Origin of the sequence: Thermoflavifilum thermophilum, assembly GCF_900116565.1 — a bacterium.
Classification (GTDB): domain Bacteria; phylum Bacteroidota; class Bacteroidia; order Chitinophagales; family Chitinophagaceae; genus Thermoflavifilum; species Thermoflavifilum thermophilum.
This window is the reverse complement of sequence record NZ_FPCJ01000001.1, coordinates 2,706,918-2,724,560: the sequence shown is the minus strand read 5'-3', so window position 1 is coordinate 2,724,560 and position 17,643 is coordinate 2,706,918. Positions and strand designations below refer to the sequence as shown.

Annotated in this window: 14 protein-coding genes; 3 read left to right on the top strand and 11 right to left on the bottom strand. The window is 42.9% G+C overall.

Annotation, left to right across the window (positions count from 1 at the left end; all coding sequences use genetic code 11):
- Positions 1-9 precede the first annotated feature (9 nt).
- The 11 genes from zwf to BM367_RS11485 all read right to left on the bottom strand — a co-directional run bounded on the left by zwf (position 10) and on the right by BM367_RS11485 (position 14,472).
- Entirely contained in the window at positions 10-1,533 is a 1,524-nt protein-coding gene (zwf, locus tag BM367_RS11535; protein ID WP_092460655.1) for a glucose-6-phosphate dehydrogenase, read from the bottom strand.
- 15 nt (positions 1,534-1,548) lie between these two features.
- Complete coding sequence (gene gndA / locus BM367_RS11530) at positions 1,549-2,961, bottom strand: NADP-dependent phosphogluconate dehydrogenase (protein ID WP_092460653.1); 1,413 nt, start codon at positions 2,959-2,961, stop codon at positions 1,549-1,551.
- An 86-nt stretch (positions 2,962-3,047) separates the two neighbouring features.
- Positions 3,048-4,766, bottom strand: a complete 1,719-nt coding sequence (locus BM367_RS11525; protein WP_092460652.1) for a sensor histidine kinase — start codon at positions 4,764-4,766, stop codon at positions 3,048-3,050.
- A 4-nt stretch (positions 4,767-4,770) separates the two neighbouring features.
- Positions 4,771-5,895 carry a sensor protein KdpD gene (locus BM367_RS11520; protein WP_092460650.1) on the bottom strand — a complete coding sequence of 375 codons (1,125 nt, stop codon included), beginning with the start codon at positions 5,893-5,895 and terminating at the stop codon, positions 4,771-4,773.
- Between the two features lie 29 nt (positions 5,896-5,924).
- Positions 5,925-6,500, bottom strand: coding sequence for a potassium-transporting ATPase subunit KdpC (kdpC, locus tag BM367_RS11515; RefSeq protein WP_092460648.1), 576 nt, complete (start codon positions 6,498-6,500; stop codon positions 5,925-5,927).
- Positions 6,501-6,513: 13 nt separating this feature from the next.
- Positions 6,514-8,553, bottom strand: coding sequence for a potassium-transporting ATPase subunit KdpB (gene kdpB, locus BM367_RS11510; RefSeq protein WP_092460647.1), 2,040 nt, complete (start codon positions 8,551-8,553; stop codon positions 6,514-6,516).
- 30 nt (positions 8,554-8,583) lie between these two features.
- Positions 8,584-10,293: a potassium-transporting ATPase subunit KdpA gene (gene kdpA, locus BM367_RS11505; protein WP_092460645.1), complete on the bottom strand. Its 1,710-nt coding sequence runs from the start codon at positions 10,291-10,293 to the stop codon at positions 8,584-8,586.
- A 35-nt stretch (positions 10,294-10,328) separates the two neighbouring features.
- A complete protein-coding gene (kdpF, locus tag BM367_RS12335; RefSeq protein ID WP_143104031.1) occupies positions 10,329-10,403 on the bottom strand; it encodes a K(+)-transporting ATPase subunit F in 75 nt (24 codons plus the stop codon).
- Positions 10,404-10,663: 260 nt separating this feature from the next.
- Positions 10,664-12,016 carry a sigma-54-dependent transcriptional regulator gene (locus tag BM367_RS11495; RefSeq protein ID WP_092460641.1) on the bottom strand — a complete coding sequence of 451 codons (1,353 nt, stop codon included), beginning with the start codon at positions 12,014-12,016 and terminating at the stop codon, positions 10,664-10,666.
- A gap of 49 nt (positions 12,017-12,065) precedes the next feature.
- A complete protein-coding gene (gene ctlX / locus BM367_RS11490; RefSeq protein WP_262509441.1) occupies positions 12,066-12,965 on the bottom strand; it encodes a citrulline utilization hydrolase CtlX in 900 nt (299 codons plus the stop codon).
- Positions 12,966-13,029: 64 nt separating this feature from the next.
- Positions 13,030-14,472 carry an arginine deiminase family protein gene (locus BM367_RS11485; protein ID WP_092460638.1) on the bottom strand — a complete coding sequence of 481 codons (1,443 nt, stop codon included), beginning with the start codon at positions 14,470-14,472 and terminating at the stop codon, positions 13,030-13,032.
- A gap of 224 nt (positions 14,473-14,696) precedes the next feature.
- On the opposite strand from BM367_RS11485, the gene BM367_RS11480 reads away from it, so the two are divergent.
- From BM367_RS11480 to BM367_RS11470, 3 genes are all read left to right on the top strand, one after another.
- The gene (locus BM367_RS11480; RefSeq protein ID WP_092460636.1) at positions 14,697-15,845 is read left to right on the top strand and encodes an acyl-CoA dehydrogenase; all 1,149 of its coding nucleotides are present in this window, start codon (positions 14,697-14,699) and stop codon (positions 15,843-15,845) included.
- A 16-nt stretch (positions 15,846-15,861) separates the two neighbouring features.
- Positions 15,862-16,536 carry a YggS family pyridoxal phosphate-dependent enzyme gene (locus BM367_RS11475; protein ID WP_092460634.1) on the top strand — a complete coding sequence of 225 codons (675 nt, stop codon included), beginning with the start codon at positions 15,862-15,864 and terminating at the stop codon, positions 16,534-16,536.
- A 63-nt stretch (positions 16,537-16,599) separates the two neighbouring features.
- The gene (locus tag BM367_RS11470) at positions 16,600-17,055 is read left to right on the top strand and encodes a MarR family winged helix-turn-helix transcriptional regulator (RefSeq protein ID WP_092460632.1); all 456 of its coding nucleotides are present in this window, start codon (positions 16,600-16,602) and stop codon (positions 17,053-17,055) included.
- Positions 17,056-17,643 lie beyond the last annotated feature (588 nt).

Sequence of the window (17,643 nt, the reverse complement as noted above, 5' to 3'; positions counted from 1 at the left end):
TTTTATGGGTTAACCTTCGTGTTCCTGATGCAGGGGTGGAAGGGTAATCCAGTTATGGCCATCCCGTGCAATCAGCGCTTCCGCATCTTCAGGGCCCCAGGTGCCGGGTGCATAGTTGGGAAAATCCACCGGCGGGCGGTTCTGCCAGGCTTCCAGGATGGGCGTAATCACACGCCAGGCGGCTTCTACCTGATCGGCACGCATGAACAACGTAGCATCGCCTTCCATGATATCGAGCAACAGGGTTTCATAAGCTTCCGGTGAATGATCTTCATAAGCTTCTTCGTAATTAAAAATCATATCCACCGGACTCAGGGTCATTTTCTGGCCGGGTCGTTTAGCCTGAAAGCGAATGCGGATATCCATATTGGGCTGGATGCTGATGGTAAGTCGGTTGGGGCGCCAGGTTTCAGCGGCTTCAGGCGGAAAGGCATAATGCGGTGCCGGACGAAATTGCAATACAATGATGGTGGTTTTTTCATGCAGATATTTTCCGGTACGCACATAAAACGGAACACCCTGCCAGCGCCAATTATCCACGTAAAACTTAACAGCCGCAAATGTTTCAACCGGCGATTCGGGATCCACTCCTTTTTCCTGACGATAACCCACAACTTTCTGTCCTTTCATCCACCCAGGTCCATACTGGCCGCGCACGGCATAATCCTGTACTTCTTCTTTCCGGATTTTGCGAATAGCATTCAGCACATCCACTTTTTTATTTCGGATTTCATTGGCATCAAAAGACACAGGCGCTTCCATCGCAATCATGCAAAGTAATTGTAGAATATGATTTTGCACCATGTCGCGCAAGGCACCAGCTTTTTCATAATAGCTGTTGCGCCCCTCCAGTCCTACACTTTCGGCAGCTGTGATTTGAATATGATCAATGTAATTGCAGTTCCAGATGGGTTCAAACAATGCATTGGCAAAGCGAAAAGCCAGAATGTTCTGCACGGTTTCCTTGCCTAAATAATGATCAATCCGGTAAATCTGACTTTCATCAAACATGCTTTGCAACAGCTGATTCAGTTCATGTGCACTTTGTAGATCATGTCCGAATGGTTTTTCCACTACAATCCGGCAACATTTCCGATCCGCACAGATATTCAACTGACCTAAATGTTTAGCAATATCCGGAACCAGCTGAGGGGCTACCGCCAGATAGAAAATCACATTGGGATGCGTGCCAAATGTCTTTTCTTTATTGTTTACAATTTTAGTGATGCTCTGATAAGCCTGATTATCTTCCACGTCCATCTGCAAGTATTCGATATGCTCGCTGAATTCATTCCAATGGTCAGTTTTATGATTTCTTCTTCTGGAGAATTTATGAATACCTTCCAGCAGATGGGCTTTGTATTTTTCATTGCTGTATGCCGTGCGCCCGATACCCACGATATGAAATTGTTCGGGCATCCAATCGTCCAGAAACAAATTATAAAGAGCAGGAATCAATTTTCTGTAAGTCAGGTCGCCACTTCCTCCCAGGATAAAGAAGATGGCCGGATCGGGTTTTTTATGCACGCTCATGTGAAAGTTTTTTGTTTATTCCCATTCAGTATGAAAAACACCCTCGCGGTCAATGCGTTTGTAGGTATGTGCGCCAAAGAAATCGCGCTGGGCTTGAATAAGATTAGCCGGCAATCGTTCACTGCGATAGGCATCAAAATAGCTCATAGCACTTAGCAATCCCGGCAGAGCATAACCACCCAGCAAAGCGATGGAAAGAATCTGCCGGGCATGATATTCCAGCTTCATCAATAGATCAGCAATTTGTGTATTGAGCAACAAATTAGGCAAATCAGGCTGCTGTTGATAAATGGAATAAAACTGATCGAGCAGTGCCGAGCGAATGATGCATCCTCCACGCCAGATGCGCACAACTTCCTGCAGGGGAATATCCATCTGTAATTCTTTTGAAGCCATGTATAACATAGCCAATCCCTGTGCATAACACACAATTGTACCAAAATATAGCGCATCGTGCAGATGTTCTGCAACCAGTGAACTATCGGATAACCTTCTACGAGACGGATGGTATACTTGAGCGGCTTGCTTGCGTTCAGCTGCAAAGCCCGACAGATCACGCATAGCCACGGCTGTATCAATCACATTCACCGGTATATGCAGGTCCATGGCTTCCTGAGAAGTCCATTTGCCGGTACCCTTAGCTTCAGCATGATCATCAATCAAATCGATCAGTCGCTGGCCGGAATCCGGGTCCTGTTTTTCAAAAATTTTGGCCGTGATTTCCAGCAAAAACGATTGCATGGGCCCTTCATTCCATTTCTGATATATTTCATGAATGGCATCGGGCGTGAGTTTCAGCGCGTCGCGGAATATCCAGTACGTTTCGCTGATCATTTGCATGATGGCATATTCAATGCCATTGTGTACCATTTTTACAAAATGACCCGCAGCGCCTTTTCCCAGATAGGCTACACAAGGTGAATCGTTCACCTTTGCTGCAATGGCTTCCAGCAAGGGTTTCAACACCTCGTAAGCATTCTCATCGCCGCCAGGCATGATGCTGGGCCCGTATCTAGCACCTTTCTCTCCACCTGATATGCCCACACCTATAAAATGAATTTGCCGTTCTGCACATTTTTGCATGCGGCGCAGGGTATCTTTGTAATAGGAATTTCCGCCATCGATGATAATATCTCCCGGTGAAAGCAAGGGAAGCAATTCATCGATAACCGCATCCACAGCTTTGCCGGCGGGCACCAGCATCATAATCTTTCTGGGTGGCTGCAGCAAAGCAATCATTTCCTGCACACTTGCCACACCTTTCACTTTACCGGCTTCAGCCGACGGGTCATCATTTAACAACTGAATCTTTGAAGCATCCTGATCAAACCCCAATACATGATAACCATGATCAGCCAGGTTGAGCAACAGATTTCTTCCCATAGTACCCAGGCCGATCATACCAAAATCAAATCCGGAGACTGTCATATCGGAATGATAGGTATTAAATGAGCAAATATTATCTTAGCAAATGTAAGTATTTTAAACGAAAGGCAGGTATATGTGGTAGAAGATTAGGCAATTTTCAAGCTAAAATAAAAGGTACTACCAACTCCTAATTCACTCTCTGCCCATATTTTTCCACCTTGCGCCTCAATAAATTCCCGGCTGATAGCCAAACCAAGTCCGGTTCCTTCCTGTTGCAACTGGGGAACTCGAAAATAATGTTGAAAAATTTTCTCTAAATATTGCTTGGCAATACCAGGTCCCTGATCGGTAATTTTCCAAATTAATTCCTGATTTTTTTCCTGTAAAGCAATTTCAATGCGGCTACCCTCACGGGAATAACGAATCGCGTTGCTGATCAGGTTAATGAGTACCCAGGCTGTTTTCTCTCCATCGCACATAATATCAGGAAGTTGATCGGGAAGTTGCACATCAATATCAATATGCTTTTGGTCAGCTTGTAACTTTACAGCATGCAACGCATATTTCAGGATTTCAGGAGGAGAATGGCGCTGAAGCGTAACATCGATTTTACCCGATTCAAGTTGGGTAAATTTAAGTATTTCAGCAAGAATATTTAGCATAGATTGGCAATCATCTTGCATTCCCCTGACTAATGTCATTTGATCTTCATTGAGAAGATGTTCTCTGTCTTCCTGCATTAATTTCAGGCTTAATAACATGGAAGTTACCGGGGTTTTCAATTGATGCGAGATTGTAGCGATAAAATTTGTCTTAGCCAGATCAAGTTTTTTGTAAGCAGTAATATCCTTCAGAATAATAATTTCACCCATGTGAGATTCGTCATCATCCTCCGTAAATTTTCCTTTCACTTTAATTCTTTTAACTTCGAAGTAGGATTCTTTTTGATCAACACAAATATTCAAGACTGAATTTTCAACGGAGCAGGAAGAAATATTGTGATTGAATATATCACGAAGAATATCATTTTCAGGAATAAGTTTTTCAAGCTTGGATCCAATAATTGATTTTTCGAGGTTTAACACCCGAAGTGCTTCATCATTAGCAAAAACAATATATTGATTTTCATCTATTACCATCAAGGGATCAGGAAAGTTTTGAATTAATACTTCTATGCGCTTTTTTTCAGTTTTAATTTGAGCCAGGTTAGAGTTTTCATACTCCTTTAGCCTAGAAGCCATATAAAGAATATCGAAAGCAAGCTTCCCGAATTCGTCCTTACGGTGCATAGATAAATTTACGTTGTAATCTTTGTTGGCTATTTTTCGAATAGCCTGTTGAAGTTGAATAAACGGTTTATTGATCGTGTGTGTGAACCAAAATATAAATCCTATGCTAAGCAGAAGCATAAGGAGGAAGATACTGATGAACCAAAATTTTATTTGCCGAGCTTCCTGCTGAGCAAAATGATATTTACGGGATATGGCCAGTTGGTTGATTTCATACACCCTGTTAATAGCCAGTCTGATCTGGCTATAGAAAGACGGCTGATTTGGGTGTGCAAGAATAAACTGAAATAGTGAATCTACTGTTTTCACGGCCTGAGCCTCACCTGGTTCAGTGCAGTTATGTTTTTCTTTTTCCAATGTCTGCTGAAAAAGACTTACCTGAACACTATCAATAGGGTAATCATTCACGCTCTGAAGCATTTGATTACAATAGTTGAGGGATTCATAATTGTCCTGAATAATTCTTTGGGTATTTCGCATCATTTTTGAAACATCGTAAATAGCAATAATTCCCACTAAAAGAATCATGCACAAGAGGAAGCCTAAACCTAATAATAGTTTATATTTGATGCTCATGGTTTCAAGACAAAATAATGATATCGATATCGGTTTCTGAAAGTTTGTTAAGCAATTGGTTGAAAACTGCGGTGTTCAGGATGATGTTGAACAAGGAGATATGCGGTTTTCCGATACAAATGGTTGTAATTTTATGTTCAATAGCGGCCTCTGCAATTGCCTTTGCAACGCTATTGCTTTTTACTTTGATCACTTCTGCACCGAGCTCAGTTGCCAGCTTAAAATTATTAATCAAATGTCGCTGCAGGGCGAGTTTAATTTTTTCGTCGGTTTCTCTGGGGGTTTGTACATAAAGGATATACCATTTGCTGTTGTAATATGCAGCTATACGAGCTGTTTTACGAATAATGCGTTTGGCGGTTTCGTAGTTGGTGCTGATGCATGCCATGAACCTTTCCGGCCTTAGCTGCAGATTGGGTGGAATATTCTGCTCAATTCTTCTTTCTACCTGCGAGGCTACCTCTTTGAGTGCCAGCTCACGTAATTGCCATATTTTTTCATTTTGAAAAAAGTGTTCCAATGCATAAGGAATCTTTTGTGGATCATATATTTTCCCTTGTTTAAGCCTGTCCATCAACTCCTCTACAGCCAGATCGATATTGATTACTTCATCGGCATCCTGAAGAATTTTATCTGGAATGCGCTCTGTTACTTCAATGCCCGTAATTTCTTTCACATCATCGTGCAAACTTTCAATATGCTGGATATTCACAGCTGTAATCACATTGATGCCTGCATCCAGTATTTCCAGTACATCCATCCATCTTTTTTCATGTTTGCTACCCGGTGCGTTGGTATGTGCAAGTTCATCCACAATAACAACTTCTGGATGCAGGTTGATGATGGCCTGCAGATCCATTTCCTCAAGTTCTTTTCCTTTGTAATAAACTTTTCTTCGTGGAATAAGCGGCAATCCTTCCAGCAGAGTTTCCGTTTCTGCACGACCGTGTGTTTCAATATAGCCTATTTTAACATCAATTCCATTTTTCAGCAGCACATGAGCCTCCTGAAGCATGCGGTAAGTTTTACCTACACCGGCACACATACCGATGTATATCTTCAGCTTGCCGCGTCGTTTTTTGCGGATCAGCTCAATAAAAGTATGAATGCTTGCATCGGGCTTAACCATGAAACTCGTTAATTTATGCTGAATTCATTTTAAAGTGATGAAGAGAGTTTATCCAATGCTAAGTTAAGCTGCAATACGTTTACGTAAGCAGGTCCCAGTAAATGCAACAGGGGAGGTTGGATATAGGCCCGCACAAGGGAATCCACAACCTGTTCGGGTAATTGTCGGGCCTGTGCTACGCGTTTTACCTGTATAAATGCGGCTTCCGGAGAAATATCCGGATCCAAACCACTGCCACTGGTTGTAACCAGGTCAACCGGAATCCGACTCACGGCGATTCCGGGATTCCGGGTCTCAAAATATTTGATACGCTCCTGTACTTGTTGAATCAGCAAAGGATTTGATGGAGCCAGATTGCTTCCTCCGCTTTGTGAAGCATCGTAATCAATGGCTGAAGGCCGTCCCCAAAAATACCTGTCGCTAGTAAATGGTTGCCCGATTTGCACATAGCCCACAATCTGTTGCTGAGCATCACGAATCATAACACCCAATCCGCCGCCAGGAAAAAATACAGCCGAAAGACGCACGATCAATACATATCCGAAGCAGCATAAGGTAATCATGCATGTGGTGATAATCAGAGATTTAAACAGATGATAACGCATAATTGTACAACGTTTACAGAACCGAAATCAATAAGTCAATGCATTTTATACCTATAAATGGTAATATGAGTCCACCCACACCATAAATCAACAAGTTACGCCGGAGCAAAGCTGTTGCTCCTACCGGTTGATAAGCTACTCCACGCATGGCTAAAGGGATGAGCAATGGGATGATAATGGCATTGAAAATCACGGCTGAAAGGATAGCAGATTGTGGACTGTGGAGGTGCATAATGTTGAGTGCCTGAAATCCGGGTATTTGATTGATAAACAAAGCTGGTATAATGGCAAAATATTTAGCGATATCATTGGCAATGCTAAAGGTAGTAAGGGTTCCGCGGGTAATCAGCAATTGTTTGCCAATTTCAACTACTTCAATAAGCTTGGTCGGATCATTATCCAGATCAACCATATTACCTGCTTCTTTTGCAGCCTGTGTACCACTGTTCATGGCTACTCCCACATCGGCCTGTGCCAATGCAGGGGCATCATTTGTACCATCGCCCATCATGGCCACCAGCTTGCCTTCCTGTTGTTCTTTCCTGATATATTGCATTTTGTCTTCAGGCTTGGCTTCCGCAATATAATCATCCACGCCTGCTTTTTCGGCAATGTATTTTGCGGTCAGCGGATTATCTCCTGTAACCATTACAGTTTTTACACCCATTTTTCTGAGTCGCTGAAATCGTTCTTGAATACCAGGTTTGATGATATCTTGTAACTCAATGATTCCCAGAGCCTGCCCATTTTCACTCACCACCAGAGGGGTACCGCCATTTTTTGAAATAGATTCCACAATAGCATAAGCCTCTTGAGTAAGCGGATGACCAGCCTGGGCGCACAGATGACCAACTGCGTCAACAGAACCTTTGCGAATCTTTCGGTTGGGCAAATCTATGCCAGATGTGCGTGTTTCGGCTGTAAAAGGAATCATTGTGGCATCCGGAAACTTTGTCTTATCTGGATATTGCTTTGCCAATTCCAGGATTGACCTGCCTTCTGGCGTATCATCGGCCATGGAACTAAGTACAGCACAATCAATAAGGTGTTGAAGATCAACGCCCTGAAGAGGGTGAAAACGCGTAGCTTTGCGGTTGCCTATCGTAATGGTTCCTGTTTTATCCAGCAACAGGGTATCCACGTCACCGGCAGTTTCTACCGCTTTCCCGCTTTTGGCAATAATATTGGCCTGCAAAGCACGATTCATGCCCGCTATGCCAATTGCACTTAAAAGTCCGCCAATAGTAGTAGGTATGAGGCAAACAAATAAAGCAATGTATGCAGCGAGTGAAATCTGAGTGTGTGCATAAGCGGCAAAAAATGAAAGAGTAACACATACTACAATAAAAACAAGCGTCAATGAAGCCAGCAAAATTGTTAAGGCAACTTCATTGGGTGTTTTCTGACGGGAGGCTCCTTCAACCAGGGAAATCATCTTATCCAGATAACTTTCTCCGCGGTTGATGGTTACCCTTACTTTAATCCAGTCTGACAAGACTTTTGTTCCGCCTGTTACACCACTCCGATCGCCACCCGCCTCCCGAATTACGGGAGCAGATTCACCTGTGATAGCCGATTCATCAATCGAAGCAATACCTTCAATGATTTCACCATCGGATGGAATGATATCACCAGCTTCACAGAAAAAGATATCGCCTTTTCTTAGTTGAGAAGCTGGTATCATTTCGGCTTCAGCCGGATCAGCGTCTTTATAGGGCAAACGTTTGGCAATGGTATCTTCCCGTGTTTTGCGAAGTGATTCAGCTTGAGCTTTGCCACGCGCTTCTGCCAAACCTTCAGCGAAATTGGCAAACAATAAAGTAAACAGTAAAATAATCGCTATCACAGCATTGTAAGCTACTGGCTCACCCAGCATCAGATGCAAGACAGCTATAAAGGTCACAACTACCATCAGTGCTGTGCCCACTTCCACGGTAAACATAACTGGATTGTGTATCATCAATCGAGGGTGGAGTTTGATAAACGATTGCAGGAAAGCTTCACGCAGAAGCCTGCGATCAAACAAAGCTGGAGCTTTTATTTTTCTGGCCATAAGACTTTCATCATTTGATTTTCGTAGCGTTCAATGGATGAGAAAATATTCTGCAATTGGACCCAGTGATAAGGCAGGGAAAAAGCTCAATGCTGCAATAATCACAATCACAGCAAACAAGACCACTCCAAATGTATACGTATCTACCCGCAGCGTGCCGGCCGATTGGGGAACATATTGCTTACGCCCCAGTAATCCGGCTATAGCCACTCCACCTATGATCGATGGATAACGGCCTAAAAGCAATACGATACCTGTGCTAATGTTCCACCAGGGGTTGTTGGCTGATAATTCGGCAAATGCACTTCCATTGTTGGCTGCAGCACTGGTATATTCATACAACATAGCCGTAAAACCATGTGGGCCAGGATTCATGATCCAGGCATGATATACAGGATGATGCAGATAAACATAAATTGCCCATGCTGTGGCAATCAAGATCAAAAAAGGATGAAGCAATACCAGAAGCGCTGCTATCTTCATTTCGCGTGCTTCAATTTTCTTTCCCATAAATTCCGGTGTACGCCCCACCATCATCCCTGCAATGAACACAGCCAAAATGAGATAAATGAAAAAGTTGATAAATCCTGCACCCACACCACCATAAAATGCATTTACCATCATTCCCAGCAACATGTTCATGGCAGAAAGAGGCATATAACTGCCAAGCATGGCATTTGTTGATCCAGTAGAAATAACTGTGGTAATTACGCTCCAGTAACCAGACGCAGCAGTGCCCAGTCGTACTTCTTTTCCTTCCATGTTTCCTAATCGATTATCGATACCTAAAGCCCTGATTGCAGGATTACCCTGTATTTCCATCCAGACATTCGGGATAACCAGCAGCAAAAAGCCCATCGTCATCACGCAGAATATAATCCATGCAAGTTTTCGGTTGCGAATAAAATATCCGAAAGTAAAGATCAGGCCTATGGGAATCACAGCCTGTGCTATCATTTCCAACATATTGGTGAGATAATCCGGATTTTCAAAAGGATGCGCACTGTTTGCATTGAAGAAGCCTCCCCCATTGGTTCCCAGATGTTTGATAGGCACAAATGCAGCCACAGGCCCCTCCGCAATGGTCTGTTTGTGATGTTCCAATGTGATGATATGCTGATTAGCCGCAAAATTCATCGGCATGCCTCTCCAGATAAAGATTATAGATAATAACAATGATAAAGGCAAGAGAATGCGGGTGATACTCTTTACAAAATACACTTCAAAGTTGCCTATTCTGCTCAATGATTTTTCACGAAATGCTCTGAAAATAAGTATACAGGCAGCCATGCCTGTGGCAGCAGAAACAAATTGTAAAAACATTAACCATATTTGACCCAGATATGAAATCTGGGTTTCCGGAATATATGTCTGCAAATCGCAATTCACTAAAAATGAAATGGTAGTGTTAAATGCAAGGTCAGGCGACATGGAGGAAATATGATTCGGATTTAGTGGAAGCCATTTCATGTTTGTCAGCAATAACATGCTGATTATAAACCAGATCAGATTTATGCTCAGCATCATTTTCATATTGTCTTTCCAATCAAATTCCTCCTTTGCATGAATGCGGCATACTCTAAAAATCAATTTTTCGATTGGGACAAATAAAGTATCACTCCAGGTTGGATCACCTGAATAAACTTTATACATATATCTGCCAAGGACGATGCCTATGAAAACCGTAAGCAAATAGGTAACTACTATACCCGCAAGATGGCTGAATAATATAGATCCCATTGATTGATAAATATTTATTTGGTTACTCAATTGCCTTAAAACTTATCTGGTTTTAGCAGTACATACACCAGATATACGAATACCAGGAAAGAAATTATGATGATTATCATAGAATACAATTAAAATTCATTGATCCAATCAATTAATAAATCAAATAACCAGAAAAACAGAATGCCAATCAGCAGAAACAAAAAGACCATACATCCAGTTTTTTTGAGATTTTTCTATTTGCTTTAAGATTTTGCAATCCGGATGCCACACGGGGTAATATGCAATAATTGGGTGTAAATTAGCAAATTAGAAATAGCAAGATGTTATATATATCTTGCTACCCTTTCAAAACGCTATTCAAGATTAGCAATTTGAAAGTCTAATCAGCGTCAATGCGGTATTGTTCTATTTTCCGGTATAATGTGGTCAAAGCAATATTGAGCAAACGCGCGGCCTCGGTTTTATTACCTTTTGTGTAATTCAATACTTTTTGGATATGAATTTTCTCAGCACTTGCCAGATCAAAGGCTGATAAAGGAGAGGAAGATGCAGGCTGATTAATCTGAACAGTTAAATCGGGTGGTAAATCATCTTGACTTAATACTTGATCATCGTCAATAATTATGCTGCGCTCGATAATGTTTTTTAATTCACGAATATTGCCTTTCCAGGTATATTGCTGCAAAGACCTCAGGAACGCTTCATCAATCTGTTTGATATTTTTGTTTAGTTTACCCGAAAAATAAGCAATAAAATGTTCTGCAAGCGGAATAATATCTTCCCTACGTTCACGTAAGGGCGGCAAATAAATTTGAAATGTGGAAATGCGATAGTAAAGATCTTCCCTGAATCTGCCTTTGCTAATTTCTTCCTGCAGGTTGCGGTTCGTTGCTGTAATAAGCCTCACATTCACCCTGGACATCCGATGATCACCCAGGCGCACGTATTCCCCGTATTCCAATACACGCAGGAGCTTAGCCTGCATTTCCAGAGGCATTTCTCCGATTTCATCCAGAAACAACGTGCCCTGGTCTGCCTCCTCAATCAGCCCTTTTTTGGCTTTGGTGGCTCCTGTAAATGCTCCAGATGCATGACCGAAAAGTTCGCTTTCCATCAGCTCTTTGGGTATGGCTGCACAATTGAGGGCAATAAAACTCTTGCCCGAACGCATACTGGCCTGATGAATAGCCCGGGCGAAAACTTCCTTCCCGGTTCCGGTTTCTCCGTTGAGTAATACGGCTGTATCTGTGGGTGCTACTTTTCGGGCATAGGCTATACATTGTTGGATAGCAGGGGAGTGCGCAATGATGTCATCAAAACTGTTTTGCACGCCCATCTGGGCTTCAAGACGGGAAAGTTTCCTGGATAGCGAAATTTTTTCAAATGCCCGATGAATTAAAGGGATAATTTTATCATTATCATCTCCTTTTAGTAAATAGTCAAATGCACCGTTTTTCATTGCCTGGATACCATCCTGAATGTTTCCATAGGCTGTGAGCAAAACCACCTCAGTAAGAGGAGATTTTTCCTTGATTTTCCGGCAAAGTTCCACACCTGATATATCTGGTAGTCTCACATCGCAAAGTACTACTTCAGCAGGATCTTTGTCTATTTCTTTCATTGCCTGCTGACCGGTAAAAGCCTGCTGCACATCGAATCCTTCCCGACTAAGCAAACGCGTAAGGAGGTCATTGATCTTTCGCTCATCATCCACAATCAGGATATTTCGCATGCCATTTTTTATACAAAATTAAGGCAACCGAAATCTTTGCAAATGCAGATTATGGTAAAATAGGTAAAAAAATCTCGGCCATCATGCAGCGCACGCTTCCACCACCGGTTTGTTCAATCACGGGAATTTCCGGAATTACCAGATGGCCCTGTGATTCCAGTATCTTGCGTTGGGAGGGTTGGAGGGATTGATAGGCACTGGCACTAAGCACAATCACTGGATCCTGTGTTTGGTTGAGTAAGTAAAGTACATTTCCGGCATAGGCATGCATTTGCGCAAAACTGATTTCAATCAGTTGAGAATGATGTGCAAGCAATGTGTCGAGCACTTGCTTTTTTTCCTTTTGATCCGGAATAGCCTGTGTGCAAATCACAGAAAAGTTTTGTCCAATAGCCATCATCACATTGGTGTGATAAATGGGATGATTACGTTCATCCACAGCGTGAAAAGCTATAACCTGATATTGGAATGCATCGGCCACAAGCTTCAGCAAATCAGCATGCGTGCGATCTGATAAACAGGCATAGATGAGTTTGTTAGTCCGATCCAAAACCATACTACCCGTACCTTCCAGATATTTACCTTCATCCTCATAAGCACTCAGATCCAGCAGTTTCGTTACCTGGTAACCTTTTTGCTGCAAATGATCCACAATATCTTTTCGTTTTTCCAATCGGCGATTGGGTGCCATCATAGGGTAAATCACCACTTCACCTTGTTCATGAAAGCTAATCCAGTTGTTGGGAAATACCGCATCAGGTTTGCAAGGTTCTGGTGTATCTTGTATCACTTCCACCACGATGCCGGCCTGTTGCAGCAATTCCACCATGCGATCAAATTCCCGCAAAGCATGCTTTTGTATTTCCGAATTAGCCATGGCCGGCCTTTTTTGAAACACATTGCTGCCAGAAGTTTGAACATTATATCCAAAACAAGCCGGCCTGATCATGAGAATACGGGAAGCAAATGCAGTCATAGACAAACACTTCTGATAAACGAACTGGTATTCAACTTCATATACTTTCACGCAACAAGGGCATGCTCATGCAATGAGGCCCGCCGCGCGCCCGTGAAAGCTCTGCCGATGGAATCAGAATCAGGGTATCTTGCAATTCATCGGGTTGCAACGTTTGTTGTTCAAAAGCTTCAATCAGTTGCTCTGCACATATCACCTGAAAACCTGCCTGCTGAAAAGCTTCAGCCGTGCGTGTATTCCGGTCGTATCCCAGCACCACTCCTTCGCGGATAGCCAGCACATTGCAGGAATCCGTCCATTGTTCGCGATCGCCATAAGGAAATTCATTGTTTCCAGAATAAATAAAGCGGGTAGGAGAGGAGCACCGCAAATCATTCTGGCTGATATCATCCAGCAAGTCTTCCAGATAATCAAAACGAACCGGTTTATCTTCTCGGCCACGGGTAAACTGCAGGATCACCAGCTGATCGCTGACATGGGTATCCAGTAAACTTTCAAGAATTTCTTTTTTTTCCAGTTCTTCACCTTCGCGTGATAAAGAACCCAGCAATACCCAGGTATCTTTTTTAACCTGCGTGAAAATAGTATCAATGTGCATGAACTGTCGTTTGGGTGGAATTTTGATCACGGTTGCCTTGGATACCAGATTTTTTTCAAACAATAACCGCGTTAGTTGATTGGCAGCATACATGGTGGTACGTTCGCTGCAACCAATCAATACATGATCAGGACTTACCATCATGATATCGCCTCCTTCAAGCGTAACTCTTTTGTAATCTTTTTCACCGTCGGGCAATAAAAAATGGTACTCACTGTTGGGAAGTTCGATGATACGGTTGTGATATTGCTCAAAATAAGGATGATGGTAAAACAAATATTTGGCGATCAATGCTTCACGTACGCGGGGAAGCTTTGCTGGTTTGTTGAGAATGATATGATCTTTGATGACTACACCCAGGTCACGTGTAAAAATCAAATTAGGCAACGGTGCAAAAATCATTTGATGATTATCGGGCAAGGTGCCATTCAGTAAAGTTTTGGCAAGCTCTATAGATGGCAGGCGCATCAATTGTTGTTCAATCTGATAAGTACATCCTTCAATGGCACAAACGGAAGCAATCAATGTAGGACGTATTTCTTCATCATCCAGGATATCAATAAGTAAAGATTCAAACTCAATTACCTTATCTGAATGATGAAAATCAGGATGACCGGGCTTGTAGAAATTACGTTGCTGCGCCGGATGATCAATTTCTCTGACTCGTCCTTTTATTTTTTTTGTATCCAGAAAATAAAGCAATATTTTCACAAAATAATCATATTCATTCCTGCGCATCTGATCCAGATGCACAATATCTTCAAACAACCAGTCTTGCGCTTTCGATGGTACTACTTTACCAAGCCCACTGTCGGGACTATGTATCAGCAATCGTTTTAATGTACTTATTTCAGCATTCACAAACACTTTCTTATCACGCATAATTAGCCATTTACGCAAATATAACAGAACTTTAGCCAAGAACTTATCCATCATCATGCAGAAAAATGCATATATGGCTTTTTATCCAAAGTTTTTGCAATGAATGTAAGGCTTTATTAAACATTTATCTTGATGAAAACGTTGATCCATAAATGGTTTCTAATTTTAAACGGCTTTCTATTCCGGCGCTGATTTCTCATTAAGTTTGCTTAAAAAATCGGACAATGGATTTTGTTTTATCAGAAGAACATCAGATGATTCGAAAGGCAGCAAAGGATTTTGCAGAACAGGAACTGCTGCCGGGCGTGATTGATCGGGATGAACATCAGTATTTTCCTGAAGAACTGATCCGCAAAATGGCCGATCTGGGTTTTATGGGCATGATGGTGCGTACCGAATACGGGGGTGCCGGGCTTGATACCTTATCCTATGTATTGGCTATGGAAGAAATTTCAAAGGTAGATGCCTCTGCCGCTGTGTGTATGAGTGTCAATAACTCACTGGTTTGCTGGGGCATTCAGGAATATGGTACAGAAGAACAGAAACAACGGTATTTAAATCCGCTGGCAAAGGGAGCATGTTTGGGGGCTTTTTTGCTGAGCGAACCCGAGGCCGGTTCAGATGCTTCAGCTCAGCATACCACCGCTCAGGATTGTGGGGATTATTACTTGCTTAACGGGGTAAAAAACTGGATTACCAATGCCGGCATTGCCAAAGTGTTCCTGGTCATGGCACAAACCCATCCCGAACGGGGCAGCCATGGCATCAACACCTTTATTGTGGAAAGCGATTGGCCAGGCGTAATTCTGGGTCCTAAAGAAAATAAAATGGGAATTCGTGGCAGCGATACCCGCTCTGTTACTTTTCAAGATGTGAAAGTACCCAAAGAAAACCGCATAGGCGAAGATGGCTTTGGGTTTAAGTTTGCCATGAGGACCCTCGAAGGCGGACGCATTGGGATTGCTGCACAGGCGCTGGGTATTGCAGCCGGAGCTTATGAACGGGCATTGCACTATGCTACGCAAAGAAAAGCGTTTGGGGTGCCTATAGCTCAACACCAGGCCATTCAGTTCAAGCTGGCCGACATGGCCACCCGCATAGAAGCAGCCCGCAGGCTGGTGTGGAAGGCTGCCTGGGAAAAAGACCAGAACCGGCCTTTTGGCTTGTATAGCTCCATGGCCAAATTATACGCTTCTGAAGTGGCCATGTGGGCAACCATCGAAGCCGTACAGATTCACGGCGGCTATGGCTATGTGAAAGAATATCATGTGGAACGGATGATGCGCGATGCCAAAATCACCCAGATTTATGAAGGGACTTCCGAAATCCAGCGACTGATCATCAGCCGGCATATCCTCCAACAGCACGGCTAAACCTTATCTTTGCGACATGGCCTCTGTTGATTTCTCAGCCTACCGGCAACTGCTGCAGGAATTGCAACCCCGCAACGTGAAGCTGATTGCCGTTTCCAAGACCTTCCCAACTGATGCTATTCTTGCCTTGTATGAAAAAGGACAGCGTGATTTTGGCGAAAACTACGTACAAGAGTTAGTATCCAAACAAAAAGTATTGCCTAAAGATATCCGCTGGCATTTCATCGGTCATCTGCAAACCAATAAGGTAAAGTATATAGCTCCTTTTATCCACTGCATTCAATCGGTTGACAGTATCCGAGTGCTGCAGGAAATTGACCGCCAGGCTGAAAAATGCCAACGCACAATACCGGTGATGTTGCAGGTTCATATCGCCAAAGAAAAAACCAAATTCGGACTGGATGAGGCTTCCCTGCATGAGTTGCTGAAACAACACCAGGCCTGGCCACATGCCCGAATCATCGGACTGATGGGTATGGCTACTTTCACTGACAACTTAGAAGTTATCCGAAATGAATTCCATTACCTGAAACTTTTATTTGATCAACTCAAACAAACATATTTTTCCGATAATCCAGACTTCAGCGAGCTATCCATGGGCATGAGTCACGATTATCGGATTGCGGTGGAGGAGGGTAGCACCATGGTGCGCATCGGCAGCCTGATATTTGGTGAAAGAAAATCTAACTAATTTTCGAATTTTGTTACAACAAATAAATATTTATTTTATCTTTGCTTTCATATTTAGGTTGATATGACCCGAATTGAAGAAGCCATCAAACAATCGAAATTTCAGGATGTTTACCAGAAGGCGCTGGTAAACCTCATCTATACAGCCAATTGCCTGCGCGACGAGCAGGTGAGAATACTGAAGCCTTTCGATTTATTGCCCCAACATTTCAATGTGATGCGCATTCTCAGGGGACGTCATCCCAAGCCTGTATGTCCGGGCGAAATCAAGGAAGTGATGCTGGATAAAGCCAACGATCTCACTCGCCTGCTCGACAAGCTGGAGAGGAAAGGTTTGATCCAGCGCAATCTTTGTCCAACCAACCGCAGAAAAATGGATATAACCCTTACCCAGGCAGGCATTGAACTCCTGGAAAAAATGAATCACATGATGGAGCAAACTCACGAAACACTGAAAGGACGCTTATCGGAGCGGGAAGCTGCATCTTTAAGTCATTTGCTGGATAAATTGAGGGGATAAAATTTTTTACCTATTTTATTGTTACAACAAAACTTGTAATAGTAAAAACCATTTAAATAAGCACAACAGCAAAAATAGGTACCAGGCTTTGCGCACAGCGAAGCGAGTTTTCGCGTAAAACATCTCATAGTCAGTTATGTGACGGTTATTTCAGGAAATTCCATGTAGAAGCCTGCGATTTAGCAGAAGATTTTCAGGATGCTTGTATCATGTTTGCCATACAGGTTGATGGCATTGAAACGGGCAATGCTGATAGGGATGCAAATCTGAAGGATGTTGTTTCCGCAAGCTGAACGATGATTGCGATTATGAACTGCATGGAGAACTCACCATAAAGGGCATCGCCCGAAAGGTTGGTTTCCAGGTACATAATGAAGGCAGCGTAAAAGATCCCGGGATAAACCGAAGGTTGGATTCAGCTTACAGGGCAGAATCAATCGGAAGGAATGGGGATTGAACAGGAATGCGGCCCTTGAAACAGGCTGCCCGATGGTAGGTAAAGAAGTCTGCTTGGCCGCAGAATAGCAGATGCTGCAGCAGTCCCAGCGGAAACCCTGGCCTGAGAAGCATGCAGGTTTATGCAAACCG